The following is a 14070-nucleotide window of genomic DNA, read 5'->3' on the forward strand; positions in this document are numbered from 1 at the left end:
GATAGGCGTCCGTAGGATGCGGTAAGCCAAAGGCGCACCGCATCGTTCGCGTTCTGTCTGCCAGAGGACAACTTCCTGGCTCCGCATGCACGATCGATGCGGTTCGCTTTGCTCACCGCATCCTACTTGGGAGGCCGACCAGGTTGAGTCACGTAGGCCTGCGGTGATAGACGTCCGTAGGATGCGGTAAGCCAAAGGCGCACCGGAACGTTCGCGTCCTGTCTGCCAGAGCCTGACCAAAAACACAACGAACTCGTCTGCCGCAGGAACTCCCCATGGAAATCCCAGTCAACCAGCGTTCGCGTTGGCGTCAATAGACTGCCGAAACCTTTCGTTGGCCGGGATGATCGATATTGGTGAAGCGGGCTTTCCATGATGAGTTCGTTCCCAACGTCGTGGCCGTGGTGGTCACCGCGACGATATTGCTGCTGATGGGCCGGCAGCTTCTCAAGGGTCCGCACTTGCTGCCGCGCGAAGAAGGTGAGCGCATGCGGATCTCGTTCGTTGAACGCGCACGGGAGCCATCAATCGTTCCGCCGCCGGCGCTGCCGCCGGTCCAACCCCATCGCACGAACGACCAAACCAGCGCGCCATTACGCAGTCCGCAAGCCATACCGCCCACACCGCCGCGCCGGCCGCAAAGCACGCCAACGCCGACCACGCCTTCAGTGGCCGGCAAGCTGTACACCCGGGAGGGACGGGCGAAGCTGCCGCCTGGCATGTCATCCGATCCCATGGGGCCCGCTCCCGCAGCCAGTCCGCCCGGCACTCCCAACGAACGCGAGCTCGCAAAGGCCAAGCAAGTGCTGGAGCGTCCCAATCCCATTGATTACCGGGGGACGCGTTTCGACAAGGACTGGGTCAGCGACGGCACCGCGGGCGACATCGCCGCGCAGAAGCTTGGCAAACGCATGGAGTCCATCGGCAAATTGATCTTTGGCGAGGACACCCAGTCAGCCGCACCGCGGCCGCCGCCGGACGTGCGCTTCAATCCCGGTCTGCACGAACGCTCGGGAGACCTGGGGAGTGAGAAAACCGGCGATGCCTACAAGGCCGCGCCCATCGCGTTCGAAAAAGCGCCCGACCTGAAGGGCGAAGCCAGCCGCCGTATACGTCAAGCGGTGAGCGAACTGGAAAAGCACCACGCCGGGTGCGACCCGGCCCGAGTGAAGACACTGTTGGCACCCGTCCAATCGCACTTGGCCGATCTGCAACGCGTCGAATACGCCATGGCACGCGGCGCCGATCCCGTCCAGGCCGAACACCTGTTGCCACGTACCGCGGACAACGCCTACGACCAGGCACGCCGGGCGCTGTGGTACGCCAATCGCCAGTTGGCGTCGTGCAAGAGATAGGACGATGTTCCACGAAAAGCACGGAGAGGTCTTTGTGGGAGCGACGTGAGTCGCGACAAAGCTTTACCGATAGAGCTTCATAGCGACTGAAGCCGCTCCTCGTAGAGCGGAGCTTGCTCCGTTGCTCTTCGATACCTGCCAAGAGTATCGCTGCGCAGCGGAGAGCAGCCGAGCAAGCTCGGCTCTACGAAAGAGCACGAACTCAAAGCCTTGCCGATAAACCTTCATCGCGACTCACAGGGCTTTCGTAGAGCGGAGCTTGCTCCGCTGCTCTTCGATACCCGCCAAGAGTATCGCTGCGCGACGGAGAGCAGCCGAGCAAGCTCGGCTCTACGAAAGAGCACGAACTCAAAGCCTTGCCGATAAGCCTTCATCGCGACTTACACGGTTTTTCGTAGAGCGGAGCTTGCTCCGCTGCTCTTCGATACCCGCCAAGAGTATTGCCGCGCGACGAAGTGCAGCCGAGCAAGCTCGGCTCTACATCGCCTTCCGTTGCGACGGCCTCATTGCTACCGACTCGGCGCTATCGCGGTGCGCCCCAACACCCGCCGCATGCAACGCAACATATGACTCTGGTGAGAGAATCCCGCCTCCAAGGCGACACGGCTGGCGGGAAGCTCGCCCTGCCGCAGCAACTCCACCGCGCGATTGACGCGTTGCCGGACGACATAGGCATGCACCGGCATTCCCGTCGAGCGCTTGAACAATGTCTTCAAGTGCGACGCACTGATCCCGGCGACTTGCGCCAGTTGGAACAGCGACAAGTCATGATCGAGGTGCGCATCGATGTACTCGGTCACACGTTGCAGCTGCTTCTTCGATAGGCCGTGCGATGGCGGCGTTGCCGGCGCGGTGCGGTGGTGGGCAAGCAGGTGCGCGACCAGCGCGATGCTCAGGCTTTCGGTATAGACACGGCCGCTGGGATGCCCGGCTTCGCGATCGGCATCCAGCGCCCAGCCGATATGCTGGATCTGCGCGTCGCGAAAATGATGCCGCGGTGTGATGCTGGTGCGCGATCCGTCCAGTCCTATCTGTTCGGCGGCATGCGCCATGAGTGCAGGCGGGAACCGCAGCATCACGGAAGTGCTGGCGACATCTTCCACCCAGTCATCGCTGCTGCCTGCCGGCAACAGATCGATATCGCCGTGCTGATACATGAAGCGGCCGCTGTGGCAATTGCCGGTTACCGGAGTGCCGGTATGGATCTTGATGCGGTGATCCGCGACGGGTTCCAACGTCACCGGTCCCGGCCGGGTGACCATGCGGTCGATCCGCATACCGCCCGTCAGTGCGGCGGCGGCGGCGATATCCATCACCGCCGCGTTGAACGGCATGGCATGGGGCGAGGTGGCGAGATTCATGGAAGTCTCCGGGCTAAGACCGGAGGCCATTGTCCGGCTTCGATTGGCCCAATGCGGTGGACACAGCATCCCATTGCCCGAATGTGCTCGGTTCGCGTCCGTTTCGGCGCGACATCATCGTCCCAGGACGACAGGATGCGCACCCCGCCCACACGAACCCCGCAACCGCGGGCCGGGCGACTACAGAACGGAGCAGACAAATGAAACAAGTGACGGTAATCGGATTGGGACAAATGGGCAGCACGCTGGCGCAACTTCTGCTGGACGGTGGTTATCGGGTGACGGTGTGGAATCGCAGCGCGGGCAAGGCCGACGCGCTCGTGGCGAACGGCGCCGTGCTTGCGCCCAGTGCTGCCGCTGCGATTGCGGCCAGCCCTGTGATCGTGGTGTGTGTCCACAACTACGCGGCCACGCGCGCGATCCTGGCCTCGGACGGCGTTGCCGACGCGCTGGCGGGAAAAGCGCTGATCCAACTGAGCACGGGCGGCGTGCAGGAAGCGCGTGATCTGGAGGCATGGCTGCGCGAACAGGGCAGTGCCTATGTGGACGGCGCCATCCAAGCTGCGCCCAGTCAGATGGGCCGTGCCGACACGCCCATTCTGTTGTCCGGCGCGGAACCCGCGTTCCGCGAACAAGAAGCGCTGCTACGTGTGTTCGGCGGTGGGCTCAGCTATCTGGGAAAGGACGCGGGCGCTGCATCGGCCATGGACATGGCGACCTTGTCGTACATCTATGGCGCGGCGATCGGCTTCTTTCACGGCGCGCGTATCGCGGAATCCGCGGGTTTCCGGGTGGATCAATACGGGGCGCTGGTCGCGGCGATCGGTCCAACGCTGACGGACTTCCTCAAGTACGAAGGCGACGTGATCCAGTCGGGTGACTTCAAGGTAGGCGAAAGTCCGCTGAAGATATCGATCGAAGCGACGGAACGCATCGCACAGGCTGCACGCGACACCGGCATCAACGACGAATTTCCCTCGTTCGTGTCCGGCTTGTTCCAGCGTGCCGCCGCCGCGGGTTATGGTGATGAGGAGGTGGCCGCGATCATCAAGGTACTACGCGGCAAACAGTAAACGGTCGGGTAGGAAGCCGACGGGCCCGCTGCGCCAGGCGAGGCGACCATTCGCCATCGCCGCGCGCTAAGCTGGCCCGTCCTTCGCTACCAGCACCGGAACTCATGTCGCTATTCGTCCGTGCGTTGTTGTTTTTCGTCATCGCCTGCACCGCCCATGCCGCGGAACCGGACCGCCGAATCGCCATCACCATCGACGATCTGCCTTGGCAGCGCATGGGAAAGACCCCGGAAGCCGAGCTGCCGGCACGGCATGCCCAGCTGATGGCGCAGCTCAAGCGAGCGAACGTGCCGGTGGTGGGCTTCGTCAACGAAGGCAAGTTGGAAGTCGACGGCCAAGCGCAGCCGCAGCGAGTGACGATGCTGCGCGACTGGCTGGACGCCGGCTACGAGCTGGGCAACCACACGCATGGGCACGTGGACCTGCATGAAGTCGGCCTGCCCGCGTTCCAGGACGACATCCTGCGTGGCGAACGTGTACTGCGGCCGCTGTTGGCCGAACGCGGCACGACGCCGCGCTGGTTTCGCCATCCGTACCTGCGCGCCGGCCGCACGCCCGAAGACCGTGCGGCGTTGGCCGATTTCCTTGCGCAGCATGGCTATCGCATCGCACCGGTCACCGTGGATAACGGCGAATGGGTATGGGCGTTCGCCTATGCCAACGTACTGGATGAGCAGCCAGACACACCGCAGCGCGCCGCAATCCTGGAGCGCCTGCGGCGAGGCTACATTCCCTACATGCTCAACAAAGTGGATTACTACGAACAACAGTCGCAGGACTTGCTTGGATATGCGTTGCCGCAAGTGTGGCTATTGCACGCCAACGAGTTGAACGCAGTGGCGTTCGCGGACCTGGTCGCCGCCGTGCAGCGCCGCGGCTACCGCGTGGTTACGTTGGAAGAAGCGATGAAAGACCCTGCGTACCAGCATGCCGAAGGCTACAACGGCAAGTACGGTCCCAGCTGGCTGCATCGCTGGGCCATGGCGGAGAAAAAACCGAAAGAGTTCTACGCCGGCGAACCCGTGGTACCGAAGTGGGTGCTGGAGTTGGCGGGGCAGGAATCGGAATAGCCGGTTCCCTATATGTGGGCACGGATCGAAGAGCAGCCGAGCAAGCTCGGCTCTACACAAGTTCGTGCCGATATTCGCTCAGGAGCAAGGTCCCTCGTAGAGCGGAGCTTGCTCCGCTGCTTTTGGCCATGAATCATTCGCAACGTAGGCACGGACCGGAGGGCAGCGGAGCAAGCTCCGCTCTACGAGAGCACATTGGATTCGGCGTTTATCAACCCGGCGTCGGCCCAGTATCGATCACGCGCGTTCCCGGCGCAGGGTCATGCAGCACGACGGGACGCAACGCGCTGGCCCGGAATTGCTCCGACAACGCTTCCAACGCCTGATTGGTCCGACGCTGTTCCGCGATCAGGGCGTGCAATAACGACTTGACGCCGAACACCGCGAATGGCACCAGGATCCACAGGATCGCCAATATGCACAGGAAGGCGAAGATCACCAGGCTGAGAATGTCCCTGCCACTGGACAGAACGTTCGTATCCATCATTGCCTCCTTCCACCAGAAATAGGCTGCACCGCGCGGCGGGTTCTGGCGCGATGGCACAGCGTTATTGTCCGCAGGCGGGTGTGAAGTGGCTGTCGTACGATGTTCATAGGGCGGGCTCAAGCCCGCCGCAACGTCAACGGCGGCGATAGCGAGGAAGTGGCGGCGGCATCCGGTGGGCCGGGGCCCACCTGTGCCTGCGCGACGGGTTACGAGAACGAAAATTTCACGTTGCCCGTGTAGTCGAGCATCCATTGCACGCCGAATTTGTCGACCACGCAGGCGAACAGCTCTGCCCACTCGGTCTGCTGCAACGGCATTTCAACCTGGCCGCCCGCCGACAGCGCGGTGAACAATCGGTTTGTTTCGTCGGCATCGTCGGGAGACAGCGAAATGTAGAAGTTGTTGCCCGGGGTGAATGGCTTGTTGCCGTGCTGGCCCACGACATCCGTCCCCATCAGCATGTTTCCCTTGCCTAGCGGTAGTGCGATATGTGCCAGCTTGTCCTGGTCGGACTCGGCCACGCCCATGTTCCCGGGAAAATCCGCATAGCGGATCACGCCGGCGAAGTCGCCGCCGAACACCGAGCGATAGAAGTCGAAGGCCTGCTGGGTATTGCCTTGAAAGTTCAGATAAGGATTGACTGCCGATACCATGATGGTTGCTCCTGTCTCCGCACATGCGGACTATTGAATGACGAACGAGTGGTCCCCGGATCGACATGAGATGGACACGCCAGTCCGGCGTGGTCTCCAGTGTAGCGACGACGGATCTGTTCCCGGCTCCCGGCGGACCTTCGCTGCGCGGGGACGGCAGTCGTCGAGGGCAGGGAGTCATCGTGAAAGGGCGACGGACCGGCGAAACCACATCGCTTGACCTGAACCTTACTTGAGGTAATAAGGTCCCCGGCCATCACTGACATACCAGGAGTACCCATGGCTTCGTCGTCATTGAAGGATGCCGCTCTTTATCTGCAACGCCTGGGCTATACCACCGCACCGCGGCCGACCTTGGACACGCTACGCCAGTTGGTGCGGCGGCATACCGAGGTCTTTCCGTTCGAAACGCTGAACACGTTCTTGCACCTGCCCGTACCTGTCGATTTGCCGTCGCTGGAACGCAAACTGCTGCATGATGGACGCGGTGGCTACTGCTATGAACTCAATCGGCTGTTCCATGCATTGCTGCATTATCTGGGTTTCGACCCGCGCGCCCTGGCCGGCCGCGTGGTGATGGGCGGGCCGGAGGATGCCATCACTCCGCGTACCCACATGGCGCTACTGGTCGTCGTGGACGGCGTGCCGTATCTGGCGGACGTTGGTTTCGGCGGGATGGTGCCCACCGCGCCATTGCGGTTGGACACCGAAGATGTGCAGTCCACGCCGCACGAGCCGTATCGCGTCGTCCGCCAAGGCGACACCTATCTGCTACGCGCCGAAGTGGCCGGCGAGTGGCGCGCGATGTACCGCTTCGATCTGCAACCGCAGGAAGGGATCGATCTGGAGCTGGGAAATTGGTACGTGGCCACGCATCCGGAATCATCATTCCACGGCCGATTGACGGCGGCACGCACGGGCACTGGCCTGCGCAAGACGCTGCAAGGCAATCGCTTTACCGTGCATCGGCTCGGCGCCCGCAGCGAGCATCGCAGTTTGCGCCGCGTGGAAGACGTTGTTGCTGTGCTGCGTGATGAGTTTGATATTCGTGTGCCGCCGATTCCAGAATTGGATTTGGCGCTGGAGCGTCTGCTTGAGCGTGAGGAGCAGATTGCTTAGTTCTTGGCGCTAGCGTGGATGGCTCATCGGAGCGGATGAGCTACGCGCCTGCCGCGAGGCCCTACTTGACCAGCCATTCGGCTGTTGAAAAGCACTACTTTGCTCGTGCAAAGAAAGTAGGCAAAGAGGCGCTCTTCAACAGCCGAATGGCTTGTCAACACGCCCCTGGCGGCGCGCCCTTTGGGTGCGTGTCGCCGGTGGGAATTTTCGGCAGGCACATCCATGTGCCTGCCAAAAACGCCGCGCGTCCTGCGCGGCGCCCTAAAGGGTTTTACCCACCGGCGCCACCGCGCCTTAAAGGGGACCCCAAGAAGCCAAGGGCACGAGCGAAAGGCAAGGCGTTTGCTTTTTTGCCGTTGCCGTTGCCGTTGCCGTTGCTTTGGCTTTTGATCCTTCGGGGCCCCGTTTAGGCGCGGCAAGCGGGACGGGTAAAACCCCGCAGGGGCGGCGCACAGGATGTGCGTCGTTTTCGGCAGGCACATGGATGTGCCTTCCGAAAATTCCCGGCCCGATTGCGGACCCCGAAGGGGCGTGCCGCCTGGGGCGTGCTTTCTTTTGGTTACTTGTTCTTTGCACGAGCAAAGAAAAGTGACGCCCGCGGCAGGCGCGTAGATCATCAACTCCGATGAGCTATCCGCGTCAGCCTAGGCCAAAACAAGGCAGCCGAAGAGAACACGAGCACTCCCAACTAGCACAAATTCCCCAATGAATTCCGGCCGCACATAGCACATGCGAACGAGCATTACGTCCGCACGAAAGTGTCAACGCAGCGCACCTTTTCAATGTCGCCCTCCGTGCTAAAAAAGTCGGGTACCGGCAGGCGCCCGCACCGGCCCCCATGCACCTACAGGGCGATTACTTTCATAGGGATAAACGAATGAAGCCGATTGCTGCAGTGCTGCTGTTGTCCGGATTCTCGATCGCGCTGAGTGCGCATGCCACCGAGCGAAAGCTCGTGGTGGGCCTGTCGGCGCAGGCCAGTAACGCCAACGAGCGCGCGTTGGAACGTGTGCTCGACAATCCTTCCACGCGTGGCGTGCAAGTAGTGAGCCTGGACGCTGCCAGCGTCGCCGCCGATACCACGCAACTGGAGCTATATCTGGAAGGCCGGCAGTTCAAGGCCAATCGAGTCAAGGCTGAGCGTGCCGCCAGCGGTAATCTGGTGTGGTCCGGTTCGCTGGAGGGTGTCGGAAAGCCGTAAGTGGCTCGATGTTGCAATCCGTAATATTCATTAGATAGAGTTGTTTCTCATCTCACGGAAGGATGACCAATGAAAAGCATGCTGATTCTCGTGGTGGTGTTAGCTTCCTCAATGATTGGAAATTCCGCTTTTGCTGCCGGGCGATTGGAAGCCAAGTTTAGCTATCCAATGAGCAGCGATGGCAGGCGCTCAGATACTGGTAGAGCCGTCGTCGTATTTTCACTAAGAAATACGGGGGATGCTCCTGTCGCTTACTCTGTAGCTCAGTTGCCGGTCGCAGAATCAGATGGGTACTTAACCAATAATGTGTTGCGAATTACGGATCTGAATGGTGAAGAAGCGCCTTACATTGGAATGTTTGTTTCATACTCTGATCGAGGGAAATCGACTACTAGGCTTCTCCAGGCTGGTGAGATCCGGACAGCAACTATTGATATTCTGAAAAACTATGAGTTGCATGCGGGAAGAATTTATAACGTGGAACTGCGCTTCGGCGCACCGTATGCCGAAGAGCCGGAAGGAAGGATATCTGCAGATTCATCACCACTGCGAATGAAGAGCGGTGACGCTGGGTCGATCAAAGTGCGGCTAGATCCGAATGCGGAGGCCCGGAAGCCGAATCAAGCTTCGGAATATGAGAGCAAGACACCCGGTGCAGTATGCAGTTCTACCCAGCAATCAGATTTCCAGGCAGCGAAAGCCGTCGCATTTGCGACGGCCGAGGAAGGTGTGGACGCGCTTTCCAGCGGATTTGTTTATGACTGGAATGAAGACTACACCGATGTCGTAGTGACATTTCCACACAATGCACGATTTTGGCGCTGGTTTGGCCCTCGTGTAAATCCAGTTGATCCAGACGACCCCACCACTAATGATGCACAAGTAGATCTGGGGATAGCCGCGATATATGCTCGGATGTCCGACGATCAGTCGATTCCGAAACCCATTGTCACCGCAGCGTGCGATTGCACAGCGGAGCAGGAAAGCAAACACTGGATCGCCTACGTGATCCCAACTCAGCATTACGTCGTACATACGTGTTCCAGCTTCTATGCGGCTGAGATGATCCCGACCGGGAGCCCTGATTCCGCATCAAAAGTAGGAACATTGCTGCACGAAGTTTCTCATTTTTCAGATTCATTATGGAGTGGGACAAGCGATATTGTAGATCCGGTGACCCAGCTGGGCGTTCGTACCTACGACGGTGCAATTTCTCTTGCTGCTACGGACAAGCCAAGCGCCGTCCGAAATGCAACAAATTTTGAGTTCTACCTTATTAACTATGATGATGAGTAAAGGGGTAGCGGGGCCGTGGGCGCATCTGGATAGCCCGAGTCGAGGGGCAGACCAAGGCGACCATTGCCGGTTTCCGCTGATCCATTATCCGCCCGGCGCGACAGTGCCGGACGGAAGCGGCATTGCGACGAAGCGCCTACGGATTCGTGGCGATATAAACGTAGGTGTCGGTCCTTAGCTCAAGCAGGACCTGGCTAAGGGGAGTGCAGGCGATCCGAGCCTTCTGGCCTTCGCTGACCGCTTCATAGAGCGTCTCCGGGATGGAGAAGCCAACCGACGATTCGGGGTCGCCGAATACGACGCTGATGCGATAGGTAGGTGAAGATTCGCCGTCGTGGTGCATGGACACCGAACTGATGCGACCGTTGCGGCAGACCTTCACACCGGTTTCCAAGTCCTTGCGCAGCAAACGCCATTCGTCTTCAGCATGAAGGGTGATAAGCGCGAGCAGCAGCGCAACCGGCACCATGGCAACCGCCACCCAGAACGTCTGAAAATCGGGATCGGTGAATACGCAAACCACCATGCCGGCGATCATCATCGCATCGACGGCGAGCATCAGCAGAAGCAGTAGTCCTGGCCGCCGGGAGCGCAGCAGACGGATTTCCCGATCATCGAGTGGCGCGGTTTGTGTTCCGGGAAGGACAGGATTCAAGCGGGATCTTCGTAGTGGGCGAGGCGACAACGTTCGCTCTTTATAACCATCAATGGGGTGAGGGCAAAGTGCCCGGCGCAATCAGCGATGGCTCTACTTCTTCCACTTCGCATCCGTAGGGATGTAGACGCAGGAATCGGTCTTCAGTTCGAACAGAATACGGCTGAGCGGCGCGTATGCGATCCTGGCCTGCTGGCCTTCGTCGACGGCATCGTAGACCTCCTGCGGGACGGAAAAACTCATTGGCGACTCGGGGCCGTCGACGACCACATCGATGCGATAGATCGGAGGAGAGTCGACAACTTCCCGCGTGTACACCGAACTGATGCGGCCGTCGCGGTATGCCTTCACGCCGGTGTCCAGATCCTCGCGCAGCGAGCGCTGCTCGTCGTTGACATGGAACGCCAGCAGTACCATCACCAACACTAGAATCCCGATGCCGATACTGGTCCAGATCGTAAAGAATTCTGGCTTTGCAACGATCAGGTAGATGACGAAAGCAACCGTGAGCACCGCATCGAAGCCCATCGTGGATGGCGGCGTGCGTTTGGAACGCAGCAGTCTGACATCTCGTTCGTCCAACGGTACTGGTTGTTCTGTTCGGATGGTCATCAAGCGGCACCTCGGGCGGGCGCATCGATAGGGATGTCGCTCGCTCTTTTATAGCTCCACGACACGGACTTGTCATGATGTACGTAGAGTGCAGCGCGAGACTACGGCTTACTCGTCTTCCGCATTCAAATGGATTATTTCCCACGGTAAGGCTCGCACCCTACGCCGTCGTTGTCGCGATCGAGATGGGAGCCATAGCCAGGTTCGCCGCGGCGCACGGGCGCTGCCCCGGCAGCGCGAGCCTCTGCGCAGTTCGCGAATGGGCGCGCACCGGAAGGACTCCGGGGCGGTGTGTAGAACGCCGGCGGTGTTTCGTTGCGTGGCGCGTAGAGCGGCGGAGAAGGCGCGGAGTTGCCGCTGCCACGATGGCAGTGATAGTCGCCGGTCCTACGGTTGTTATGGCAGCCGTCTTTATTGAGGCCGCCGCCATGCGCCCACGCCGTCGGCGTGGCAACGAGCAACAGCACTCCGAATATCAGCATGTATCCCATGTCGATCCCTCCCCGGGAGGGGAGATCTACGCAAGCCTTATGCCAGACGGGTGAAGCACGAGCCGCAATAGATGAGCGCCACAGGATGGGATCGCCTATGCCCCAGTGCGTCAGCTAGCGACGTAGGATGGAGTTTATGGAACCCGCGCCAGCTTCTCCTCGACGGCGCTGAACGCCGAGCGCGTACCGATCGGTGCCTCCGCTACGCCCGTTGCGAAGTAGGCCACGCCGGTGCCGGCATCACGGTCCACCCACAGACCCGACAGCAATCCATAAGCCGCGCCGGCATGGCCGATGCGGGCTACGCCATCACCGAAGGGATCGTCTCTGCAGCCTTCGTGTGGTGTCGCCAGGGTCTGTACCGCCAAACCGTAGCGGCAGTAGAAGCCTTCATGCGGTTGGCCGCTGTCGTCCTGTTCGTAAGTCATACCGTTGCCGGATGCATAGCTCCACGCCGGTTGCACCAGGGTCTGTACCGAAGCCGGCGTCAATATCCGCGCGCCATCCACGCTGCCGTCGCTTAGCAACAGCCGGCCGATCTTGGCCAAGCCGTTCGCGGAAATGCGCAATCCACCTTGCGGCGAAAATAACGCGCCATTGCGTCCGGCGCGCCAAAGCGACAGATCGCATCCGCCATTACGCGCGGGCATGACGGAACAGGCCGGCTTGCTACCGCGGTTGTCGTCGCGCACCGCGGTGTGGTCCTTGTCGTACAGCACCACCGCGCGCGCGGCCGTCGCCTCATCGCACATATCCCAGTTAAAGCAGCCGGCAATGTCCAGCGGGCGCAGTACCAGCCGGTCCATCAGTTTGTCGAAGCGCTCGCCGGTCGCTTTTTCCATCACCGATGCCACCAACGGGAAGTTGAGGTTGGTGTAGCGGAAATAGGTGCCGGGAGCATGTGCGGAATCCCAGGCGCGCCGGTCCTTCAAGATGTCTTTCAATTCGCCATCCAGCGGTACCGCGTAGTAGCCCGCCGCATCGGTGAGGCTGGAGCGGTGCGACAGCAGCAGACGCAAGGTGATGGGAACATTCGGGTAAGCAGGGTGGCGGATTCGCCAGCCCAACAACTCGGAAACATCGGCATCCAGGTCCAGCTTGCTTTCATCCACCAGCCGCATTACACCGATGGCGGTGACCAGTTTGGAGATCGAGGCGATCCGAACCGGGTCGTCGGCGGTGATCCTGCGCGCGGTGGTCTTGTCGGCCACACCGTCGGCGCGCACCGCGGTGATGCCGTTGCGATCGAAAGCCACCCGGACCGCCGCGGCAGGCTCAGCGGCCTGGGCGCCGCTCGCAAGCAACAGCACTGCTGCCAGGGAACAGCAGAACAGGCATCGCAACATGATGGGATCCCAGACGTTATGTAGACGAAAACAGAGTAGCGCTTTGCCGCTAAATCCGCGTCAGCAAATCAGTCGACGATGAACAGCTTCGCCCCGGCCGCGGTATAGGAGCGATGGGGCTCGGCGTTGTCCGCCACCTGATAGCTCATTCCGGCCGTAAGTACGAATTCCCGGCCATCCTCCAGCTGCGTACGCAGTTCGCCTTCCAGGCACAGCAGGATGTGTCCTTTCACGCACCAATGATCCGCCAGATACCCTGGTGTGTACTCGACCATGCGCACTCGGATGTTTCCGAAGATGCGTGTGCGCCAATACGCCAGGCCGGTCTCGCCGTTGTGCGTGGTGGGTTCCACCGCGGACCAGTCCGTAGTGCCAAAGGGAATGGTGGTTAGTTGCATCGGGGTCCTTTTAGACTGGTTGAGCTTTTTCAGAAGGGGGTGACGGGAGATTTTTTTGCCTTTACAAGCAAGAGCGAATCCCCCCACGGTCCCCCTTTTTAAAGGGGGGAGTGAACAGAACGTTTCCCGTTTCCCGCTACCGCTATCCTATGCCCATGCAAACCTATATCGCCTTGCTGCGCGCCGTTAACGTGGGCGGCACCGGAAAGCTGCCCATGGCCGAACTGCGCGCCATGTGCGAAGGGGCCGGCTTCACGCAGGTACGTACTTATATCGCCAGCGGCAACGTGGTGTTCGCGAGTGCTTCCACGGCCAAGCAAGTACAGGCCTCGTTGGAAGCCGCGTTGGCTGCTTACGCCGGCAAACCCGTTGGCGTACTGGTGCGTACCCCGGCTGAAATGGCGCAGGTGCTGGCCGCCAATCCTTTCCCGGATGCCGCGCCCAATCGGGTGACGGCGATCTTCCTGGATATGCCACCGCCCGCCGATGCGCTGACCACCGTCAAACATCACAAGGACGAGGAAATCGCCCTTGGCAAGCGCGAAATCTACGTGCATTACGGCGACGGCATGGCAGATTCCAAGCTGGTCATTCCGGCAGCCAAGACCGGCACGGCGCGCAATATGAATACGGTTGCCAAGCTGGTGGAGATGGCGGGGTAACGCTCCGCTCGTCAGCCATGCTTGCCGGCGAGGTTAGGACTCCATCGCACGCCAAGTAGGATGCGGTGAGCAAAGCGAACCGCATCGATCGCGTGCCCGAAGCTATGAAACTCTCGGTTGTGGCAGAAACGCGAACGTGCGGTGCGCCTTTGGCTTAGCGCATCCTACGGCTACGTTATTCGGACGGGAATGTGGAGGTTCCGTGTAAAGCACCCCGGGTGCGGTCTTTGACCTTACCCGGGCTACATGGGTGCTGCACGCTCCTAGTGCTCACCACTGCGCCACCAACTC

The 14070-nt window shown here is 60.6% G+C and carries 15 protein-coding genes; 7 read left to right on the forward strand and 8 right to left on the reverse strand.

The window, feature by feature from the left end; all coding sequences use genetic code 11:
* Nucleotides 1-356: 356 nt before the first annotated feature.
* Nucleotides 357-1355, forward strand: a complete 999-nt coding sequence (locus AADW18_RS11925) for a hypothetical protein (protein ID WP_337343604.1) — start codon at nucleotides 357-359, stop codon at nucleotides 1353-1355.
* Nucleotides 1356-1864: 509 nt separating this feature from the next.
* Here the strand turns inward: AADW18_RS11925 and AADW18_RS11930 are convergent.
* Entirely contained in the window at nucleotides 1865-2716 is an 852-nt protein-coding gene (locus tag AADW18_RS11930) for an AraC family transcriptional regulator (protein ID WP_337343605.1), read from the reverse strand.
* Between the two features lie 83 nt (nucleotides 2717-2799).
* Here AADW18_RS11930 and AADW18_RS11935 point away from each other — a divergent pair, with 83 nt between their 5' ends.
* Nucleotides 2800-3789, forward strand: coding sequence for an NAD(P)-binding domain-containing protein (locus tag AADW18_RS11935; RefSeq protein ID WP_337343670.1), 990 nt, complete (start codon nucleotides 2800-2802; stop codon nucleotides 3787-3789).
* 104 nt (nucleotides 3790-3893) lie between these two features.
* Nucleotides 3894-4859 carry a polysaccharide deacetylase family protein gene (locus tag AADW18_RS11940; RefSeq protein WP_337343606.1) on the forward strand — a complete coding sequence of 322 codons (966 nt, stop codon included), beginning with the start codon at nucleotides 3894-3896 and terminating at the stop codon, nucleotides 4857-4859.
* Between the two features lie 211 nt (nucleotides 4860-5070).
* Here AADW18_RS11940 and AADW18_RS11945 read toward each other — a convergent pair whose 3' ends face one another.
* Together AADW18_RS11945 and AADW18_RS11950 are read right to left on the reverse strand one after the other, a co-directional pair.
* Nucleotides 5071-5343, reverse strand: a complete 273-nt coding sequence (locus tag AADW18_RS11945) for a hypothetical protein (RefSeq protein WP_337343607.1) — start codon at nucleotides 5341-5343, stop codon at nucleotides 5071-5073.
* Nucleotides 5344-5552: 209 nt separating this feature from the next.
* Entirely contained in the window at nucleotides 5553-5999 is a 447-nt protein-coding gene (locus AADW18_RS11950; RefSeq protein ID WP_337343608.1) for a VOC family protein, read from the reverse strand.
* A 279-nt stretch (nucleotides 6000-6278) separates the two neighbouring features.
* Here AADW18_RS11950 and AADW18_RS11955 point away from each other — a divergent pair, with 279 nt between their 5' ends.
* The 3 genes from AADW18_RS11955 to AADW18_RS11965 all read left to right on the forward strand — a co-directional run bounded on the left by AADW18_RS11955 (nucleotide 6279) and on the right by AADW18_RS11965 (nucleotide 9615).
* The gene (locus AADW18_RS11955; protein WP_337343609.1) at nucleotides 6279-7118 is read left to right on the forward strand and encodes an arylamine N-acetyltransferase; all 840 of its coding nucleotides are present in this window, start codon (nucleotides 6279-6281) and stop codon (nucleotides 7116-7118) included.
* A gap of 877 nt (nucleotides 7119-7995) precedes the next feature.
* Complete coding sequence (locus AADW18_RS11960) at nucleotides 7996-8319, forward strand: hypothetical protein (RefSeq protein WP_337343610.1); 324 nt, start codon at nucleotides 7996-7998, stop codon at nucleotides 8317-8319.
* 69 nt (nucleotides 8320-8388) lie between these two features.
* Nucleotides 8389-9615 carry a M35 family metallo-endopeptidase gene (locus AADW18_RS11965; protein ID WP_337343611.1) on the forward strand — a complete coding sequence of 409 codons (1227 nt, stop codon included), beginning with the start codon at nucleotides 8389-8391 and terminating at the stop codon, nucleotides 9613-9615.
* Between the two features lie 136 nt (nucleotides 9616-9751).
* Here the strand turns inward: AADW18_RS11965 and AADW18_RS11970 are convergent, their stop codons facing one another.
* From AADW18_RS11970 to AADW18_RS11990, 5 genes are all read right to left on the reverse strand, one after another.
* Nucleotides 9752-10270 (reverse strand): hypothetical protein, encoded by a 519-nt coding sequence (locus AADW18_RS11970; protein WP_337343612.1) that lies wholly within the window; start codon nucleotides 10268-10270, stop codon nucleotides 9752-9754.
* 93 nt (nucleotides 10271-10363) lie between these two features.
* On the reverse strand, nucleotides 10364-10882 hold the full coding sequence (locus AADW18_RS11975; RefSeq protein ID WP_337343613.1) for a hypothetical protein: 519 nt from the start codon (nucleotides 10880-10882) through the stop codon (nucleotides 10364-10366).
* Between the two features lie 134 nt (nucleotides 10883-11016).
* On the reverse strand, nucleotides 11017-11373 hold the full coding sequence (locus AADW18_RS11980) for an excalibur calcium-binding domain-containing protein (protein WP_337343614.1): 357 nt from the start codon (nucleotides 11371-11373) through the stop codon (nucleotides 11017-11019).
* 134 nt (nucleotides 11374-11507) lie between these two features.
* Complete coding sequence (locus tag AADW18_RS11985) at nucleotides 11508-12719, reverse strand: serine hydrolase (protein WP_337343615.1); 1212 nt, start codon at nucleotides 12717-12719, stop codon at nucleotides 11508-11510.
* 68 nt (nucleotides 12720-12787) lie between these two features.
* Nucleotides 12788-13117 carry a DHCW motif cupin fold protein gene (locus AADW18_RS11990; RefSeq protein WP_337343616.1) on the reverse strand — a complete coding sequence of 110 codons (330 nt, stop codon included), beginning with the start codon at nucleotides 13115-13117 and terminating at the stop codon, nucleotides 12788-12790.
* Between the two features lie 155 nt (nucleotides 13118-13272).
* On the opposite strand from AADW18_RS11990, the gene AADW18_RS11995 reads away from it, so the two are divergent.
* A complete protein-coding gene (locus tag AADW18_RS11995) occupies nucleotides 13273-13779 on the forward strand; it encodes a DUF1697 domain-containing protein (protein ID WP_337343671.1) in 507 nt (168 codons plus the stop codon).
* Nucleotides 13780-14070: the final 291 nt, after the last annotated feature.

The sequence above is a fragment of the Pseudoxanthomonas sp. CCNWLY206-1 genome (assembly GCF_039710385.1).
Lineage (GTDB): Bacteria > Pseudomonadota > Gammaproteobacteria > Xanthomonadales > Xanthomonadaceae > Pseudoxanthomonas_A.